The sequence below is a fragment of the Ensifer sp. ENS03 genome (assembly GCF_014852035.1).
In the GTDB taxonomy this organism is placed as follows: domain Bacteria; phylum Pseudomonadota; class Alphaproteobacteria; order Rhizobiales; family Rhizobiaceae; genus Ensifer; species Ensifer adhaerens.
This window is the reverse complement of record NZ_JACVAV010000007.1, coordinates 1-18,777: the sequence shown is the minus strand read 5'-3', so window position 1 is coordinate 18,777 and position 18,777 is coordinate 1. Positions and strand designations below refer to the sequence as shown.

Genomic DNA, 18,777 nt, shown 5'->3' with positions numbered 1-18,777 from the left:
AAGCGCATCACACCCTCGGGGATGGCGGCGGCGCGCGAGGGTTTCGCGCGCCGCGGTCTTTCTTAGGCCTTGAAGTAGCTCTGCAGCGGGCGCACTTCGAGGCTGCCTGCCTTCAGAGCCTTGATTGCGTGCGCAGCCGCTTCAGCACCGGACATGGTGGTGTAGTAGGGCACCTTTTGCATCAGCGTGGCGCGGCGCAGCGACTTGGAGTCCGAGATCGCCTTGTTGCCGTCCGTCGTGTTGATGACGAGCTGAACGTGACGGTTGCGGATCGCATCCTCGACGTGCGGACGACCTTCCTGAACCTTGTTGATCTTGGTGGCGGCAATGCCGTGTTCACCGAGGAATCGAGCCGTGCCGCTGGTCGCCATGACCTTGAAGCCGATGTCGACGAGGATGCGGATTGCCGGCAACACCCGGGTCTTGTCCTCGTCGCGCACCGAAACGAACACTGTTCCATCGCGCGGCAGGTCGACGCCGGCGCCGAGCTGCGACTTGGCAAAGGCCAGTGCATAGTCGGTGTCGAGACCGATGACTTCGCCGGTCGAGCGCATTTCCGGGCCAAGCAGCGTATCGACGCCGGGGAAACGTGCGAACGGGAAGACTGCTTCCTTGACCGCGATGTGCTTGAGGTTGCGCGGATCCGGCTTTTCGCCATAGGCGGCGATCGCGACATCGAGCGCTTCGCCGGTCATGACGCGGGCCGCGATCTTCGCGATCGGTGCACCGATCGTCTTGGCGACGAAGGGTACGGTACGCGAAGCGCGCGGGTTGACTTCGAGCACGTAGATCGTGCCGTCCTTGATCGCGAACTGCACGTTCATCAGGCCGCCGACATTGAGCGCCTTGGCAAGGGCTGCCGTCTGGCGCTCGAGTTCGTCGACCATGTCCTTGTCGAGCGTGTGTACCGGCAGCGAGCAGGCGCTGTCGCCCGAGTGGATGCCGGCTTCCTCGATATGCTCCATAATGCCCGAGACGAAGACATCCTTGCCGTCGCACAGGCAGTCCACGTCGACTTCCGTGGCGTTGGTCAGGTAGCTGTCGAAGAGCAGCGGGTTCTTGCCGAGCAGCGTGTTGATCTGGCCGGTCTTGTCGTTCGGATAGCGCTGCTTGATGTCCTCAGGAACGAGGCCCGGAACCGTGTCGAGCAGGTAGCTCTGCAGCATGCTTTCCGAATGGATGATCTGCATGGCGCGGCCGCCGAGAACGTAGGACGGGCGCACGACCAGCGGGAAGCCGATTTCGGCAGCGACGAGGCGGGCCTGCTCGACCGAGTAGGCAATGCCATTGTTCGGCTGGTTGAGGTCGAGCTTCATCAGAAGCTTCTGGAAGCGGTCGCGGTCTTCGGCAAGGTCGATCGCGTCGGGTGCCGTGCCGAGGATCGGGATGCCGTTCTTTTCCAGCGCTTCGGCGAGCTTCAGCGGCGTCTGGCCACCGAACTGGACGATGACGCCGACGAGTTCGCCCTTTTCCTGCTCGGCGCGCATGATCTCAATTACATCTTCGGCCGTCAGCGGCTCGAAGTAGAGGCGGTCGGAGGTGTCGTAGTCGGTCGAGACCGTTTCCGGGTTGCAGTTGATCATGATCGCTTCGTAGCCGGCATCCTTCAGCGCGAAGGCGGCGTGGCAGCAGCAATAGTCGAACTCGATGCCCTGACCGATGCGGTTCGGACCGCCGCCGAGAATGACGACCTTCTTGCGGTCGGACACTTCAGCTTCCGAGCGGGCGGCACCGACGAAAGGCGTTTCGTAGGTCGAGTACATGTAGGCGGTCGGCGAGGCGAATTCGGCAGCGCAGGTGTCGATGCGCTTGTAGACCGGGCGGACATTAAGCGCATTGCGCAGTTCCGCCACTTCCTTCGGGCGCTTGCCGCCGAGCGTTGCCAGGCGGGCGTCGGAGAAGCCCATCGCCTTCAGCATGCGCAGGTTCTCGGCATCAGCAGGCAGGCCGTGCTCGCGGATGCGTGCTTCCATGTCGACGATCGCCTTGAACTGGGCGATGAACCATGGGTCGATCTTGCTCGCCTCGTGAACCTCGGCTTCGCTCATGCCAAAGCGCAGCGCCTGCGCAACCATGCGCAGTCGGTCCGGCGTCGGCGTGCCGATCGCCGCACGAATGGCGTTACGGCCATCGCCGTTCTCGTCCATGTCGGGGATTTCGATTTCGTCGAGGCCGGTAAGGCCGGTCTCGAGGCCGCGCAGCGCCTTCTGCAGCGATTCGGCAAAGGTACGGCCGATCGCCATGACTTCGCCGACCGACTTCATGGCGGTGGTCAGAACCGGCGATGCGCCCGGGAACTTTTCAAAGGCGAAGCGCGGGATCTTGGTGACGACGTAGTCGATCGACGGTTCGAACGAGGCCGGGGTCGCGCCGCCGGTGATGTCGTTGTCGAGTTCGTCGAGGGTGTAACCGATCGCAAGCTTCGCCGCGATCTTGGCAATCGGGAAGCCGGTCGCCTTGGAGGCGAGGGCCGACGAGCGCGACACGCGCGGGTTCATTTCGATGACGACGAGACGGCCGTCCTTCGGATTGACGGCGAACTGCACGTTCGAGCCGCCGGTCTCGACGCCGATCTCGCGCAGAACCGCGATCGAGGCGTTGCGCATGATCTGATATTCTTTATCGGTCAGCGTCAGCGCCGGCGCAACGGTGATCGAATCACCGGTGTGCACGCCCATCGGGTCGATGTTTTCGATCGAGCAGATGATGATGCAGTTGTCCGCCGTGTCGCGGACCACTTCCATCTCGTACTCCTTCCAGCCGAGCACCGATTCTTCGATCAGCACTTCGGTGGTCGGCGACGCATCGAGACCGCTGCCGACGATGTCGAAGAATTCCGTGCGGTTATAAGCAATGCCGCCGCCGGTACCGCCGAGCGTGAAGGACGGACGGATGATGGCGGGCAGGCCAACATCGTCAAGCGCCTGCGCGGCAATCGCCATCGCGTGGTTCATGTAGCGCTGCTTGCGGTCGCCTTCGCCAAGGTTCCACTGGTTCTCGAGGTCATCGAGCGCCTTGTCGAGCTCGGCGCCGGAAAGCCGGCTCTTCAGTTCGGCGCGCTCGGCCTCGTGCGTCTTGCGGTCATGGTCCTTGATGTCGGTGGCATTCGCCAGCCGCGACTTCGGCGTTTCGAGGCCGATCTTCGCCATGGCTTCGCGGAAGAGGGCGCGGTCTTCGGCCTTGTCGATGGCGTCCGGCTTGGCGCCGATCATCTCGACATTGTAGCGGTCGAGAACGCCCATGCGGCGCAGCGAGAGCGCCGTGTTGAGCGCGGTCTGGCCGCCCATGGTCGGCAGCAGCGCGTCCGGGCGCTCCTTGGCGATGATCTTGGCGACGACTTCAGGGGTGATCGGCTCGACATAGGTTGCGTCGGCCAGACCCGGGTCGGTCATGATCGTCGCCGGGTTGGAGTTGACGAGGATGACGCGGTAGCCTTCCTCCTTCAGCGCCTTACAGGCCTGGGTGCCGGAATAGTCGAATTCGCAAGCCTGACCGATGACGATCGGCCCCGCGCCGATGATAAGAATGGACTTGATATCTTGGCGCTTCGGCATGGTCGATCATCCGTTTCTAGCTGCGCGAAAAACCGGCCGAGGTGGGAGGTCACCGGCCGGGCACGCATTGATGGGTCTTTTCAGGCTAGAAGCGGCTTATAGGCAAATGTTTCTGCAAGCGAAACCCCGAAAATTCCGGAATCGACAGGAACCAGCCATATTTGCGCACCTCCGGCCATGCAGCGCGCTTCGCGCGCGGCGAAACAGCGCCGGGAATGTCAGGGGCGGCCGGGGATGACGAGAACCTTGACCTCTCCGGCCGCCGGCGGATGCGCAATGACGTCGGCTGCTTCGCCGAGCGTCACTTGCCGCGAAATCAGCTTGTCGATCTCGATGGCGCCCGAGGCGACGAGGTCTGCTGCACGGCGGTGGACGAAGGGGTTGATGAAGGATCCGAGCACCCGCAGTTCGCGAAAGAGAATGTCGAACGGTTCGATTTCCACGGTCTCGCCCTTCGGCATGACGCCGAGGATCACGACGGTGCCACCGGACCTGGCAAGGCGAGTCGACTGCGTGACGGTTTCGGCAACGCCGGCGCATTCGATGACGACATCGACCCCGCCGGGAACGAGCCCGGTGTCACCGGCGATCTGTTCGATGATATCGGCAGAGGAAGGATCGATCGTCGCCGTTGCGCCGACCTCTTCGGCAAGACGGCGCTTTGCCGCCTGTCGTGTGGAAAGAATGACCGTCGTTGCGCCGGCGAGGCGGACGAGCTGCACGACCAGTAGGCCGATCACACCGCCGCCAAGGACGACGACGGAGGAGCCGGCGCGAATGCCCGCCATATCCACGCCATGCAGGCAGCAGGCGAGCGGCTCGCAGAAGGCGCCATGAACGGGGTCGAGGCTCAGTGGTATGTCATGGGCCTGCTTGCGGGGCATAACCACGTACTCGGCAAAACCACCATCACGATGGATGCCGATCGCCCGGAGATTGCGGCAGAGATTGATGCGCCCCGCGGTACATTGCGGACAGATACCGCAAGCGATGTTGGGGTCGCCGGTGATTCTCGCGCCGATTGCGATATCGGAGACCCTGCTTCCCACCGCCTCGACGATGCCGCAGAATTCGTGGCCGAGCGTCACCGGCGGGGTCGAGGGGAATTCGCCGTGCAGCAGATGCCGGTCCGTGCCGCAGATGCCGCAGGCTTCGACCCGCACCAGCAGATCGTCCGGGCCGGGTAGGGGCTTTGGCACTTCTGCGACCCGCAGCTGACCGATTCCTTCGAGCCGCAATGCCTTCATCGCCCTGCCTCCTCGCCCTGTCCGCATGGGCATAGGAGCCGCAAAGCAGGTTTGCGTCAAGGCGAGCGCGGCTGTTCAAGAGAGGGCGGCCGGTCGGGCCGGCGGCCCGGCTGCCCGGCTGCCCGGCTGCCCGGCTGCGCCTTGGCGCAGTGGTCGCCTTGTCAAAAAGATTGGTGAGATCGCGAACTTACGGGGCGCGATTGCGTTTTACATCGACGTTCGGGCCGTCTTATAAAAGAGCAGACCGACAACGCCTTTCAGAGGCCGGGGAGGATAGATCATGGAATGGAAGGGCCGCCGCCAATCCGACAATATCGAAGACCAGCGCGGCGCGAGCCCCGGTGGCGGCAACCCGTTTGGGCGCGGGGGCGGTTTCCGCATGCCAGGCGGTGGCGGCGGCATGCGGCGCGCCGGAGGCGGTATGAGCTTCGGTACGATTATCTTCCTCGTCGTGCTCTATTTCATTCTCAAGGCCATGGGCATCGACATGCTGCAGGTGCTGGAAGGCGGCGGCGGCCAGGTGCAGATGCCGGGCTTCGAGCAGAGCGATGGTTCGCCGGCACCGCGCGGATCCGCTCAGGAAGAGGAAATGAAGCAGTTCATGGCGACGGTGCTCGCCGAGACTGAAGACACCTGGAACGGCATCTTCCAGGCAAACGGCCAGCAGTATGAAGAGCCGAAGATGGTGCTTTTCCGTGGCCAGGTGCGTTCTGCCTGCGGCTTTGCTTCGGCTGCCTCCGGGCCGTTCTATTGCCCGGGCGACCGCAAGGTCTATCTCGACATGAGCTTCTTCGACGAACTCGCGCAGAAGTTCGATGCGGCCGGCGATTTCGCCCAGGCCTATGTCGTCGCGCATGAGGTCGGCCATCATGTCCAGAACCTGATCGGCGTTCTGCCGAAGTTCAACCAGATGCGCCAGTCGATGAGCGAGACCGAAGCCAACCAGATGTCGGTGCGCGTCGAACTGCAGGCCGATTGCTTCGCCGGTGTCTGGGGCAAGTATACCCAGCAGAAGGGCCTGCTCGAACAGGGCGACCTTGAAGAGGCGCTGAACGCGGCCACCCAGATCGGCGATGATACGCTGCAGAAGCGCATGCAGGGCTATGTCGTTCCCGAGAGCTTCAATCACGGGACCTCCGAGCAGCGCATGCGCTGGTTCAAGCGCGGCTTCGACAGCGGCAAGATGACGGCCTGTGATACTTTCTCGGGCGCGGCCTGATTTCTTTGAACCAGAATCATTCGAAAGGGCCGGCTTGTCTGCCGGCCCTTTCGTTTGTGGCTTAGCGCTCGCTGTCCATGTGGGCGAGCTGGGCTTCTGGATACCGCGCGCCGGCTGCCGCATTCTTCGGCACTGACTGTTCGATCACCGCCAGATCGTCTGCGCTGAGATGGACGTCGCGCGACGACAGGGCCTCTGCCAGTCGATCGCGCCGCCGCGCGCCGACGAGCGGCACGATGTCCTTGCCCTTGGCCGCAACCCAAGCGATCGCGATCTGTGCCACCGACACGCCCTTGCCTTCGGCGATTCGTCTCAAAGCCTCGACGAGGGCGAGGTTTCGATCGATGTTGCCTTCCTGAAACCGCGGGCTCATGGCGCGGAAATCGCCCTTGCCGGCCGCGCCTTTCTGCCAATGGCCGCTGATCAGCCCGCGTGAAAGGACGCCGTAGGCGGTGATGCCGATACCGAGTTCGCGGCAGGTCGGCAGGATTTCATCCTCGATGCCGCGCGAAATCAGCGAATACTCGATCTGCAGGTCGACGATCGGATGCACGGCCGCCGCACGCCGGATGGTTTCTGATCCGACTTCCGAGAGGCCGACATGCCTGACGTAACCCGCCTTCACCAGATCGGCGATTGCGCCAATGGTGTCCTCGATCGGCACATCCGGGTCGAGCCGGGCGGGACGATAGATGTCGATATGGTCGACGCCGAGCCTCTGCAGCGTGTAGGCGAGAAAATTGCGAACGGCCTTGGGCCGGCAATCGTAGCCCAACCAGTTGCCGGCGGCATCGCGCAGGGCGCCGAACTTCACGCTCAGCAGCGCCCTGTCGCGCCTTCCGCCCTTCAACGCTTCGCCGATCAGCATCTCGTTGTGACCCATGCCGTAGAAATCGCCGGTGTCGAGCAGCGTGATGCCGGCTTCCAGCGCTGCATGGATCGTGGCGATGCTTTCGGCCAGGTCCGCAGGGCCGTACATGCCGGACATGCCCATGCAACCGAGGCCGAGCGCCGAAACCGAGGGACCGGACTTTCCGAGTGAAACGTAATCCATCTTCGTTCTCCTTCGACAAGGCCGAAAACCAGCCGGCCGTTTGCTCGGTCTCCTGTTTACTTCGTCCGATGCCGTGCGATAATCCGATCTCAATCGAACGACTTGTACGAAATTCCGCACAATGAGCGACTTGCCGCTTGCCGATCTCGATGCCTTCACCGCAGTGGCCGCGGCGCGGAGCTTCCGCGCGGCTGCGAAGAAGCGCGGCGTTTCCGCGTCGGCGCTGAGCGAGGCGCTCCGCCGCCTTGAAGCGAAGCTGCAGGTGCGCCTGCTCAACCGCACGACCCGCAGCGTTACCCTGACGGAGGCAGGCACGCGGCTGCTCGATCGGCTGACGCCGGCCCTCGGCGAGATCGCCGGTGCGCTCGATCAGGTCAACGAGATGCGCGACAGTCCGGCGGGAACGCTAAAACTGAACGTTCCGACCATCGTCGCGCGCGAAATTCTACCACCGATCATCGGCCGGTTCTTGCGCGAGCACCCGGCAATTTCCCTGGAGGTGACGGCGGAGGACGGTTTCGTCGATGTCCTCGCTGCCGGTTTCGATGCGGGCGTCCGCTACGAGGAACGCGTCGAGCGCGACATGATCGCGATCCCGATCGGGCCGAGCCGCCAGCGTTATGTCACCGCCGCGGCGCCGGATTATCTCGCAAGGCGCGGCGTGCCCGGCCATCCGCGCGACCTGCTTGAACACGCCTGCATTCGCCACCGCTTCGCCAGCGGCTTCTCGCTTCCCTGGGAGTTCGGCGAGGGCGAGGCGGCGCTGACGATCGCGCCGCCAGCCGTCGTCACCGCCAACACGATCGATCTCGAACTCGGGGCGGCCATCGACGGCCTTGGCGTGATCCGGACCTTCGAGGAATTCATCGCGCCCGCGGTCGCCGCAGGGCGCCTGATGCTCATCCTTGAGGCGTGGACGACGAGCTTCTCCGGTCCGCTTCTCTATTATGCAAGCCGCAAGCATATGCCGGCGGCGTTGCGTGCCTTCGTGGACTTCCTGAAGCGCGAACAGCGGCGGGACCACCGCTGAGGCATGGGCTGTAAGCGGCCCGACCTATCAACCATTGCGATAGTCCCATCAGAAAATTTGGGACGTTCACGGATTGTTTCGTGCGAAATGATCCGTTACACCTAAATTGGTAGCGTTGTTCACGTTCTGTCTCTTTTCCCGGGGCAGGCCGCCGGGGAGGGATCGCATGCGCGACGAGAAATTTGTGCGACGCGGCCTGTTCCTCGTCTTCCTCATCCTGTTTCTCGATATCATCGGCATCGCAATCATCGTGCCGGTGCTGCCGGCCTATCTCGAGGAATTGACCGGCGCCAATGTCAGCGAGGCGGCGATCGACGGTGGATGGCTGCTGCTCGTATATGCGGCGATGCAGTTTCTCTTTGCGCCGCTGATCGGCAATCTCAGCGATCGATTCGGCCGCCGCCCGGTGCTGCTCGCATCCGTCTTCACCTTCGCGCTCGACAACCTGATCTGCGCGCTCGCCACCAGCTACTGGATGCTGTTCATCGGTCGTGTACTCGCCGGCGTCAGCGGCGCCAGCTTCGGCACGGCATCGGCCTACATCGCCGACATCAGTCATGACGGGAACCGAGCCAAGAATTTCGGGCTGATCGGCATTGCCTTTGGTACCGGCTTCGCGCTCGGGCCGGTGCTTGGCGGTCTGCTTGGCGAACTCGGCCCGCGGGTCCCGTTCTACGGCGCGGCAGCGCTGTCCTTCGTCAACTTTATCCTTGGCGTATTCCTGCTGCCCGAGACACTCGACAGCGCCAACCGCCGCCGGTTCGAGTGGAAACGCGCCAACCCGCTCGGCGCCCTCAAGCAGATGCGCAATTACCCCGGCATCGGCTGGGTGGGGCTGGTGTTCTTTCTCTTTTGGCTTGCCCATTCGGTCTATCCGGCCGTCTGGTCCTTCGTTTCCAGCTACCGCTACGGCTGGAGCGAGGGGCAGATCGGACTTTCGCTCGGGATCTTCGGTATCGGCGGTGCCTTCGTCATGGCCGTCATCCTGCCGCGCGTGGTGCCGCGGCTTGGGGAGTGGCGCACGGCCGTGCTCGGCCTGACCTTCACCACGCTCGGAGCCATCGGCTATGCCGGCGCCTGGCAGGGGTGGATGATCTATGCGGTGATCATCGCGACCGCGCTCGAAAGCCTCGCCGATCCGCCGCTGCGCAGTATCGCCGCGGCCCACGTGCCGTCGTCGGCACAAGGCGAGCTTCAGGGCGCGCTGACCAGCATCGGCAGCATCACCACGATCATCGGTCCGTTGATCTTCACCCAGGCCTTCGGTTATTTCACCAGCCCTGCCGCGCCCGTCGCCTTTGCCGGCGCGCCCTATGCGCTCGCCAGTTGCTTCCTCGTCGGCGCGCTTATCGTGTTCTTCCTGAAGATACCGAGAAGCAGGGCGGTCGGACCGCAAGGCGCGGAGAATGTCGGGCCGGCCGACGCCGTAGCGCCGGACGAGCCAGAGGCGATGGAGCGGCCACGATTGCACGGAAATTGATCAATTTTCGTGATCTATCGATGAAACTTTGAGCAACCTCGCCCTTGCTGCTGGCTCTTTGCCCGACGGTATTCTATTTCCGGATTCCTCCCCCCGATCTTCGGTTGCGGCCCGGAGCCGCATTGACTGCCAGGAATCTGCCATGCTGACCGCGAATGCGAGCCCGATACCGTTGACGACCGACAATTCCTGGCGGACGCACTATCGCGCGAGCTTCTATCTGGGCGTGCCGTTCATCGGTGCGCAGCTTGCGCAGCTCGCGATCAACACGACGGACGTCCTGATGGTCGGTAAGCTCGGCGCCACCGAGCTCGCGGCGATCATCCTCGCGACCCAGATGTATTTCACCGTCTATGTTTTCGGCAACGGATTTGCCAATGCGGTGGTGCCGATGGCAGCACAGGCCGTCGGCCGTGGCGACAAGGTTTCGGTGCGCCGCTCGGTGCGCATGGGCATGTGGGTGGTGATGCTCTACGGCCTGTTGACCGCGCCGATCCTCTGGATGGCCGAGCCGATCCTGCTATTTGCCGGCCAACAGCCCAAGGTCGCAGCCCTTGCAGGAGAATATGTCCGCATCGCGCAATGGGCGATCTTCCCCGGTCTCATCTTCATGGTGCTGAGGGCCCTCCTAAGTGGCCTGGAGAGGGCAGGGATCATTCTCTATGTCACGCTGGCGACGCTCGTGCTCAATGCCGCGCTCTGCTACGTGCTGATCTTCGGCCACTTCGGCTTCCCGAAACTCGGAATCTTCGGTGCGGCGGTCGCAGCGCTTGGCGTTGCCGTGCTCGGCGCGGCGTTGACGATCGGCTATATCAAGAGCAAGCCGGAGCTCAACCAGTACGAACTCTTCGTCCGCTTCTGGCGGCCCGACTGGGTCGCCTTCCGCGAAGTCGTTTTTCTCGGAATTCCGATTTCGCTGACGATCCTTGCCGAGGTCAGCCTGTTCACCGTCGCCTCGCTGCTGATGGGCACGATCGGCACGGTCGAGCTTGCGGCGCACGGCATCGCGCTGCAATTCGCCTCGATGGCCTTCATGATCCCGCTCGGGCTTGCGCAGGCCGCCACGGTGCGGGTCGGGCTTGCCTATGGCCGCGGTGACCTCCTGGGCGTTCGGCGCGCGGCGATCGCTTCGCTGGTGCTCGGCGCCGGCTTTGCCATTGTCGGCAGCGCCATCTTCGCATTCTTCCCCAGCCAACTGGCTGCCCTTTATCTCGACACAGCCCGTCCGGACGCTGCGGCGGTGCTTGCCTTCGCGGCTCCGCTCATTGTCATTGCCGGTGCGTTTCAGCTCGTCGATGGCATGCAGGCGATCGCCGCCGGCATGCTGCGCGGCCTGAAGGACACCAAGGTGCCGATGCTGCTGGCGATGGTTTCTTATTGGCCGATCGGCTTCGTCTGCGCCTGGCTCTTTGCCTTTCCCTTCAATTTCGGCGGGATCGGCGTGTGGTTCGGCTTCGTCCTCGGGCTTGCAGCCGCCGCGGTGCTGTTGAACTGGCGCTTCTTCCGGATGCTCGGCGAGATAACGGCGAAGGCTGCCGCCAAGGGCGCCTGACTTGGGGCGAAGAAGAGCAAAGAAAAAGCCGGACGGGCAGGGGATGCCGTCCGGCTTACAATGGCGGTCGCCTCAGGGGAAGGGAACGACGGCCGCTTACTACCACGCTTCGTTTTACGAAGCTTTGGAACTGCTAGACGTTAAAGCCGTCGAGCCGTTCCGAACCCTGGCGATCGCGCTGGAGGTCGCGTATCGTCCGGGCAAAGTCGATCAAGAATACGAGACTGATGACCGCTGCCGCGATCATGAATAGGGTGGCCATAGTGCCCTCCATCAACGGAAGATTTTCTGTGTCGCGTAGCGCTCGCGCCGGTCACGGGACTCGTTGCGCAGTCCATGTATCGTCGCAAAGATCATCGCGAAAAACATCGCCATCGAAAACAGAGCAAGTCCCATAGCCGTAATCCTTTCGCATCCTAAACGGCAGTACGTTCAAAAAAGTTCCGTTGTTACTGGCACTACACTTAACGTCTTTGCTGTGAAGCACCGTTGAACATGGCATTCATCTAGCATTCATTCTTTCTGTCCCGCTGTTTCCCAGGGAACAGGGCCAAGGGCCGTACAACTCTTGCGATCTGTCGCCGTCCGTGACAAAAGGCTTCACCAAACGGAAACAGGTGCGATGACCACGGCATTTTATCCCGGCTCCTTCGATCCGATGACGAACGGGCATCTCGATGTGCTCGTGCAGGCGCTGAACGTGGCGGCGAAAGTCATCGTCGCGATCGGCATCCACCCCGGCAAAGCACCACTCTTCTCCTTCGACGAACGCGCCGAGCTCATCCGCCGCTCGCTCCAGGAATTTCTGCCGGACAGGGCAGGCGACATCGATGTCGTTTCCTTCGACAATCTGGTCGTCGATGCGGCGCGGGAGCGCGGCGCAAAGCTGCTTGTGCGCGGCCTTCGCGATGGCACCGACCTCGACTACGAGATGCAGATGGCCGGGATGAACCGGCAGATGGCGCCGGATATCCAGACCTTGTTCTTGCCGGCGGGCACGGCATCACGGCCCATTACGGCCACATTGGTCCGCCAGATCGCGGCCATGGGCGGCGACGTCAGTGCCTTCGTGCCCAAGTCCGTCTACGAAGCACTGCAGGCCAAACGCCGTACCTGACGGGCGGCCCCAAATTCACCACGCAGGGAGAAACCATGAAAATCCTCCACCTCGCATTTGCCGGCGCAATCGCGCTTGCCTCCTTCACAGGCACGGCGCTTGCGCAAGCGGCCGACAACTTCATCACCATCACGCTCAAGGATGGTCCGGTCGTCGTCGAACTCAGGCCTGACATCGCGCCGAAGCATGTCGAGCAGATCAAGGCGCTGGCCGCGGCCGGTGAATACGACAACGTCGCTTTCCACCGCGTGATCAAGGGCTTCATGGCCCAGACCGGCGACGTGCAGTATGGCGACATGGAAAACGGCTACCAGCCGCAGGCTGCCGGCACCGGCGGTTCGTCGCGTCCGGACGTCCCGGCAGAGTTCTCCGAAGTCCCGTTTGAACGCGGCACGGTCGGCATGGCCCGCTCGCAGGACCCGAACAGCGCGAATTCGCAGTTCTTCATCATGTTCGCCCCGGGCGACTTCCTCAACGGCCAGTACACGGTCGTCGGCAAGGTCGTCTCCGGCATGGAGAATGTCGATAAGATCAAGCTCGGCGACGACGCCAACAACGGCTCCGTCACCGATCCCGACCGCATGATCAGCGTCAAGGTCGGCAAGTAAAATCAACAGAAGGAGAAAACCCATGGCCGAGATCAAGGATCCGGAAAACACGATCATCCTGGAGACCACCAAGGGCAAAGTCGTCATCGAGCTTCTGCCCGACGTCGCTCCGGGGCATGTCGCCCGCATCAAGGAACTGGCCCGCGAAGGCGCCTATGACGGCGTGGTATTCCACCGCGTGATCGAGGACTTCATGGCCCAGACCGGCGACGTGCAGTACGGCAAGACCGGCGGCGAGCACTTCAACCCGGCCCGCGCCGGCATGGGCGGCTCCTCAAAGCCGGACCTGAAGGCCGAATTCTCGAACGTCAGCCACGTTCGCGGCACGTGCTCGATGGCCCGTAGCCAGATGCCGAACTCGGCCAACTCGCAGTTCTTCATCTGCTTCACCGACGCGCCGTGGCTCAACAAGCAGTACTCTGTCTGGGGCCAGGTCATCGAAGGCATGGACAACATCGACAAGATCAAGCGCGGCGAGCCGGTGCGCGATCCCGATACGATCGTCACGATGCGGGTTGCCGCAGACGCCTGATTTGCGCTAATGCACGAACCCGCCCCGGTCGCCAACTGCGCCGGGGCGGGTTTGCTTTTGTCTGAAGATAACAATGCGCGTAGACCTGTTCGACTTCGACCTCCCGGAAACTTCGATTGCGCTTCGGCCCGCAAGCCCGCGCGACAGCGCCCGTATGCTCGTGGTGCGCCCCGATGGCGCCGACGTTCTTGCGGACAGGGGCGTGCTCGACCTGCCGTCGTTCCTGAGGGAAGGCGACGCGCTTGTCTTCAACGACACCAAGGTGATCCCGGCGCAGCTCGAAGGCATCCGCCGCCGCGGCGAGGAGATCGCGACGCAAGTTTCGCTGACGCTGCATATGCGGGTCGCACCCGACCGCTGGAAGGCTTTCGCCCGCCCGGCACGACGCCTCAAGGTCGGCGACCGCATTGCCTTCGGCCACGGTGGCTCAAGCTGCTTTCTCGGAACGCTCGACGCGACCGTCGAGGAAAAGGGCGATGCCGGCGAAGTGACGCTGCGCTTCGATCTCTCGGGTCCCTCGCTTGACGAGGCGATCATGGCGGTCGGCCACATTCCCTTGCCGCCTTACATCGCCTCCAAGCGCGCCGAGGATGCGCAGGACCGCGCCGACTACCAGACCATGTATGCCCGAGAGGAGGGCGCCGTTGCGGCGCCGACCGCCGGTCTGCATTTCACCGACCGTCTTTTCGCCAAGCTCGACGAGGCCGGCATCGAGCGCCACTTCGTGACGCTGCATGTGGGTGCGGGCACGTTCCTGCCGGTCAAGGCTGATGATACCGACGACCACGTGATGCACCAGGAGATCGGCCACGTCGATGCCCGGACCGCCGAGAGGCTGAACGCCGTCAAGGCGAGGGGCGGGCGCATCGTCTGCGTCGGCACGACCTCGCTGCGGTTGATCGAAAGCGCCACCTCGGAAGACGGCACGGTCAAGTCCTGGTCCGGTCCGACGGGTATCTTCATCACGCCCGGCTACCGCTTCCGCGCGGTGGACATGCTGATGACCAATTTCCATCTGCCGAAATCAACGCTGTTCATGCTGGTTTCGGCCTTCAGCGGCCTGGACACGATGCGCGCGGCCTACGCGCACGCGATCGAAACCGGGTACCGCTTCTATTCCTATGGCGACGCCAGCCTGCTTTTCCGGAAAGACTAAATGACCGAGACCTTCCAGTTCAAGCTACACAAGACCGACGGCAAGGCCCGTCGCGGCGAAGTGTCCATGCCGCGCGGCACGATCCGCACACCGGCCTTCATGCCCGTCGGTACCGTCGGCACGGTCAAGGCGATGTATCTCGACCAGGTGAAGGATCTTGGCGCCGACATCATTCTCGGCAATACCTACCACCTGATGCTGCGCCCAGGCGCCGAACGCGTCGCGCGGCTCGGCGGTCTGCATGGCCTGATCCGCTGGCAGGGCCCGATCCTGACGGATTCGGGCGGCTTCCAGGTCATGTCGCTGGCGGGCCTTCGCAAGCTCGACGAGCAGGGCGTCACCTTCAAGAGCCACGTCGATGGCGCGCTCTTCCATATGTCGCCGGAGCGCTCGATCGAGATTCAAGGCTTGCTCGACAGCGACATCCAGATGCAGCTCGACGAATGCGTGGCGCTGCCGGCCGAGCCAAAGGAAATCGAGCGCGCGATGGAAATGTCGCTGCGTTGGGCCGAGCGCTGCAAGGTCGCCTTCGGCGACCAGCCGGGCAAGGCGATGTTCGGTATCGTGCAGGGCGGCGATATCCCGAAGCTGCGCGAACGCTCGGCTGAAGCGCTGAAGGGCCTCGATCTCAAGGGCTATGCGGTGGGCGGTCTCGCCGTCGGCGAGCCGCAGGAGGTAATGCTGCGCATGCTCGACATTACCTGCCCGATCATGCCGGTGGACAAGCCCCGTTACCTGATGGGCGTCGGTACGCCAGACGACATCCTGCGGTCGGTCGCCGAGGGCATCGACATGTTCGACTGCGTGATGCCGACCCGCTCGGGACGCCACGGCCTCGCGTTCACGCGCCACGGCCGCATCAACCTGCGCAATGCCCGTCACGCCGAAGACATGCGCCCGCTCGACGAGCAATCCTCTTGCCCTGCGACGCGCGACTATTCGCGTGCCTATCTGCACCATCTGATCCGCTCGAACGAATCGCTCGGCGGCATGCTGCTCAGCTGGAACAATCTGGCCTACTATCAGGAACTGATGGCCGGAATTCGCCTGGCGATCGAAGAAGGTCGCTTCGCTGACTTCATGGCCGAAACGCAGGAAACCTGGCGGCGAGGGGACCTTCCCCCGGTCTGATGGCCGCCAGCGGACCGGTGTCTCAGATGGCCGGTCCCGACGCCGACTGCAAAATCATCACGCCGTTGATCTTGTAGCTGCCATCCGGCTGTTTCACGAGTTCGTAGACTGCGGTCCAGTCCTTGCCGTCTGGCGCCGAGATCAGAACTTCCTGCAGCACCTGATCGCCAACCACCTTCGATCGACCAAAAGCAAAGTTGCCAGGCCGGTAGACGGGCTGGTAGCCGCGCTTCACCATCTCGAAGAAGCTTGTCTTATCGGGAAACTTGCCGCGGATCGTGGGTGAAGCGAAGGAGTAGGCGGTCTCCGCATCATCCTGCAGAAAGGCAGTGATCTGTTCCCGTATGATCGTTCGCGCCGTATCGACGGGTTCCTCCGCGCAAGCCGCAGTCGCGGCTGCCAGTTGTGCCACCAAACCGAGGGCAATCGCAAAGCTCCTGAACATCGCCGATCTCCATAGCCGCAATGAAAGACCATAGGACAGTCGCGGCTTTTGGAAACAGGAGCTTTGGTGGCAGCTTCAGATAATCGCTCAGATTTGTCTATGTAAATCGTGTTAATTCAATTTGTTGCCTGGCGATATGAAAGTCAGATATCAGATATCATAAGTTGGTGATGTCCGCGTAATGGCGTGCGCAGGCTGGCGGCGGCGAAGCGCCCGCTGCCAATGGGCGATCTAGTTGAACGTTGTCGCCATCCATTCCTGCCATTTCGGCTCGCTGCCTTTCGCGCGCGCCTTGGCACCGTCTCCATAGTGATAGAGCGCGATGCTGGCATTGGTGCCTTCGCCGGTCGAGTAGCTTCCGAAGAGCGCGATGCCGGCGCCGGGTTCCTTCAGGCGCAGCAGCAGATAGCGTTGCTTGGTGTCCTGCTGCACCCGTTCGACGATGCCGGCAAGGCGTTCGGGCCGTGGTGGCGTGCTGCGCTCCTCGCCGACATTGGCGCCGAGAAGTCCCAGCGCTTCGGTCAGGCGTTCCCAGACTCTTGCCTGCGGTTCCCCGGTTGAAACCATGGCGAAGCTGCTGACCGCCTTCTCGCCGGCGAAATGTGCGAGATAGATCTTCAGGATCTCGAAGAACGCCGGCCATCCGCCCTCGAAGCCTTCCAACTGGTCGTCCCAGTCGTCGTTCGCTGTGAACAGCGAATGCACCATGCGCAGCACGCAGCGATCGCCGGAACGCGCCGTGACGGTGATTTCGGTTGCGACCGGCGGCGCGCCCTCGCTCCACTCGCGTTCCACATAGGCAAAGCGGGCAGGCGGCTCCCAATGCGTCACCTCGCCGGTCGAGCTGCCGTTCGGACCGAAGTCGAAGGCGATCTTGCCTCCGACCCGCTCATCGATTTCCGTCTTGGTGAACCAGGCATTGTTGCCGCTGCCGGTTGCGATCGCCTGCCAGACCTCTTCGGGCGAGCCGGGCACGATCAGTTCCATTTCAACCCAGCGCTTTCCGCTGCCATCCTTCTTGATCGGCATGGGATATCCTTTCAGGAGTTGGTGTCGTCGGGTTCTCCCTTGGCTGCGCTCTCGTCGCTCGGCGCAGGGTAGGAGGCGATGATGAGCCGGTGCGGCCGGGCGTCCGGCGCACCTTCATCGTGGTAGCGCGCGGCGAGCGCGCTCACCGCCTGGGCGAGATCGGCGGTAAAGGCGGCGCGCTCCGCAGGCGAACGAAAGTTGATCACGGTGTCGATCGACAGCGTCGCCAGGCGCTTGTCCTGCGTGCGGGCGCTGCGCAGCAGTCCGCCGACCTCACGGACCATGCGGGCCGCCAGTGCGACCAGATAGCTCGCAGACAGGCGATCGCTGCTCCGCCCGGGGTCGGCAGCAATCGGCCCCAGCGCCGCCGGCGAAACTACATAGGACGTGGCGGTTGCGACCATCAGGCGCTCGGTCAACCCGCCCCAGCGGCGTTGCTCTGCCGGTTCTATCAGTTTGTGCTCTTCGAGCGCACGCAGATGGTAGTTGACCTTCTGGCGCGTCAGCCCCACCCGCACAGCCAGCGCGGCAGCCGATGCCGGCGCGGCAAGTTCCGCCAGCAAGCGGGCCTTGATCGGCTCCAGGGCAAGTGCGGCGGCGGCCGGCGCGTCTATGACATCGAGATCGAGCATGGTGCAATCATCGCCTTGACAGATTTTTTTGTCAAGGCGATGATTGCACCTAATGCGGGTAGGGGAATGCCGAGTGCCCGCTGACATGCACGACCTCAGCTATGCGGAGCCTTCCAACCATTCAGGCTCGCCCAATGGAACCAGCCATGCGGAAAGGCGCTGAGCCGGGTTAGGTTCCCGGTTGAGCTTCTCCACGCGACGCGACGCTAACGTTTGCCGACCGCTTGGCAGGTCGTCGTTTTCTCTGAATGTCACCACCCAAGGTAGCGGGAGGCAATGTATCGATGGAAGCGCGCCGATGAATACCGGAACGATCGAGATTTACCGCCCACGTGATGTTTCCACCCTGGGCGACTGGAACATCGGCGGTCTCAAGCTCAAAGCCTATGGCGTTGCCGCCGATGGCAGACACATCGATGACGCGATGGTTACGCTGGCTCAGTCATTCGTCCGACAGGACGTCATTCCGTGCGTGGCGGCTGGGGGCGATAGCAATGGCCTCGGCTTTGTCATCGTCCATCCCTGCAGCCTCGGCATCTCCATCTCGGCTCACTGGTGGATACAAGGTTCGGTTCTGTGTCAGCGCAATTATCGGAAGCTCTATACGGCTTCTGAGCCGATGGATGCTGCAAGGAGACCGGCCATTGCCTGTGTTTGGGAATTGGCGCTGATCAACGCCGAGCAGGAAGCCTGGCGAAAGACGATGATGAAAGACAAACCTGATCCATTGGCCTACATGGAAGAGCGTGCCGCGTTTGGGACGGCTTGAGCGCCAGGGGCGTGCCGCAAGTGACGAGGGCGCGCTTTGCGCAAACGTTGGAGAGAGGGGCGCATGTCATCCTTGAACCCGCCCGACCACATGAATGTGGCAGCCAAGTTGAACTGTCCGCTTTGGCGCAAAGTTAAAATGTCAATTTGAGCTGCCCTACGGCACGACGACCAGCCCCGATCTGACCGGCTGATCCGGTTGCAAGATCAGATCGGGGTGGGT

At 62.9% G+C, this 18,777-nt stretch carries 17 protein-coding genes; 10 read left to right on the top strand and 7 right to left on the bottom strand.

All coding sequences use genetic code 11. The annotated features are described in order from the left end of the window. Window positions 1-62: 62 nt before the first annotated feature. A complete protein-coding gene (gene carB, locus IB263_RS22280; protein WP_034791307.1) occupies window positions 63-3,554 on the bottom strand; it encodes a carbamoyl-phosphate synthase large subunit in 3,492 nt (1,163 codons plus the stop codon). A gap of 218 nt (window positions 3,555-3,772) precedes the next feature. Beyond that, window positions 3,773-4,801: a zinc-dependent alcohol dehydrogenase family protein gene (locus IB263_RS22275; RefSeq protein WP_192439021.1), complete on the bottom strand. Its 1,029-nt coding sequence runs from the start codon at window positions 4,799-4,801 to the stop codon at window positions 3,773-3,775. A gap of 280 nt (window positions 4,802-5,081) precedes the next feature. On the opposite strand from IB263_RS22275, the gene IB263_RS22270 reads away from it, so the two are divergent. Then, entirely contained in the window at window positions 5,082-6,020 is a 939-nt protein-coding gene (locus IB263_RS22270; RefSeq protein ID WP_034791344.1) for a neutral zinc metallopeptidase, read from the top strand. 61 nt (window positions 6,021-6,081) lie between these two features. Here the strand turns inward: IB263_RS22270 and IB263_RS22265 are convergent, their stop codons facing one another. After that, window positions 6,082-7,074, bottom strand: coding sequence for an aldo/keto reductase (locus IB263_RS22265; RefSeq protein ID WP_192439020.1), 993 nt, complete (start codon window positions 7,072-7,074; stop codon window positions 6,082-6,084). A 121-nt stretch (window positions 7,075-7,195) separates the two neighbouring features. On the opposite strand from IB263_RS22265, the gene IB263_RS22260 reads away from it, so the two are divergent. The 3 genes from IB263_RS22260 to IB263_RS22250 all read left to right on the top strand — a co-directional run bounded on the left by IB263_RS22260 (window position 7,196) and on the right by IB263_RS22250 (window position 11,136). Then, the gene (locus tag IB263_RS22260; protein ID WP_192439019.1) at window positions 7,196-8,104 is read left to right on the top strand and encodes a LysR family transcriptional regulator; all 909 of its coding nucleotides are present in this window, start codon (window positions 7,196-7,198) and stop codon (window positions 8,102-8,104) included. A 166-nt stretch (window positions 8,105-8,270) separates the two neighbouring features. After that, a complete protein-coding gene (locus tag IB263_RS22255; RefSeq protein ID WP_060517141.1) occupies window positions 8,271-9,584 on the top strand; it encodes a TCR/Tet family MFS transporter in 1,314 nt (437 codons plus the stop codon). Window positions 9,585-9,726: 142 nt separating this feature from the next. Further along, entirely contained in the window at window positions 9,727-11,136 is a 1,410-nt protein-coding gene (locus IB263_RS22250; protein ID WP_192439018.1) for an MATE family efflux transporter, read from the top strand. 133 nt (window positions 11,137-11,269) lie between these two features. Here the strand turns inward: IB263_RS22250 and IB263_RS34500 are convergent, their stop codons facing one another. Beyond that, entirely contained in the window at window positions 11,270-11,398 is a 129-nt protein-coding gene (locus IB263_RS34500; protein WP_255380878.1) for a hypothetical protein, read from the bottom strand. A gap of 360 nt (window positions 11,399-11,758) precedes the next feature. On the opposite strand from IB263_RS34500, the gene coaD reads away from it, so the two are divergent. The 5 genes from coaD (at window position 11,759) to tgt (ending at window position 15,680) form a co-directional block, all read left to right on the top strand. Further along, a complete protein-coding gene (coaD, locus tag IB263_RS22245; protein WP_060517145.1) occupies window positions 11,759-12,253 on the top strand; it encodes a pantetheine-phosphate adenylyltransferase in 495 nt (164 codons plus the stop codon). Between the two features lie 35 nt (window positions 12,254-12,288). After that, window positions 12,289-12,861, top strand: coding sequence for a peptidylprolyl isomerase (locus tag IB263_RS22240; protein ID WP_112975380.1), 573 nt, complete (start codon window positions 12,289-12,291; stop codon window positions 12,859-12,861). Window positions 12,862-12,883: 22 nt separating this feature from the next. Then, window positions 12,884-13,393 (top strand): peptidylprolyl isomerase, encoded by a 510-nt coding sequence (locus tag IB263_RS22235; RefSeq protein WP_034791362.1) that lies wholly within the window; start codon window positions 12,884-12,886, stop codon window positions 13,391-13,393. A gap of 73 nt (window positions 13,394-13,466) precedes the next feature. Beyond that, a complete protein-coding gene (gene queA / locus IB263_RS22230) occupies window positions 13,467-14,549 on the top strand; it encodes a tRNA preQ1(34) S-adenosylmethionine ribosyltransferase-isomerase QueA (protein WP_060582135.1) in 1,083 nt (360 codons plus the stop codon). After that, window positions 14,550-15,680 (top strand): tRNA guanosine(34) transglycosylase Tgt, encoded by a 1,131-nt coding sequence (gene tgt, locus IB263_RS22225; RefSeq protein ID WP_034791366.1) that lies wholly within the window; start codon window positions 14,550-14,552, stop codon window positions 15,678-15,680. A 22-nt stretch (window positions 15,681-15,702) separates the two neighbouring features. On the opposite strand, the gene IB263_RS22220 is transcribed toward tgt, so the two are convergent. From IB263_RS22220 to IB263_RS22210, 3 genes are all read right to left on the bottom strand, one after another. After that, window positions 15,703-16,125 carry a DUF4864 domain-containing protein gene (locus IB263_RS22220; protein ID WP_192439017.1) on the bottom strand — a complete coding sequence of 141 codons (423 nt, stop codon included), beginning with the start codon at window positions 16,123-16,125 and terminating at the stop codon, window positions 15,703-15,705. 231 nt (window positions 16,126-16,356) lie between these two features. After that, window positions 16,357-17,154: an SRPBCC domain-containing protein gene (locus IB263_RS22215; RefSeq protein ID WP_192439016.1), complete on the bottom strand. Its 798-nt coding sequence runs from the start codon at window positions 17,152-17,154 to the stop codon at window positions 16,357-16,359. An 11-nt stretch (window positions 17,155-17,165) separates the two neighbouring features. Continuing rightward, window positions 17,166-17,786 (bottom strand): helix-turn-helix domain-containing protein, encoded by a 621-nt coding sequence (locus IB263_RS22210; RefSeq protein ID WP_034791373.1) that lies wholly within the window; start codon window positions 17,784-17,786, stop codon window positions 17,166-17,168. 298 nt (window positions 17,787-18,084) lie between these two features. Between IB263_RS22210 and IB263_RS22205 the strand changes: the two genes are divergently transcribed. Next, entirely contained in the window at window positions 18,085-18,555 is a 471-nt protein-coding gene (locus tag IB263_RS22205) for a hypothetical protein (protein ID WP_192439015.1), read from the top strand. The last annotated feature ends 222 nt before the right edge of the window (window positions 18,556-18,777 follow it).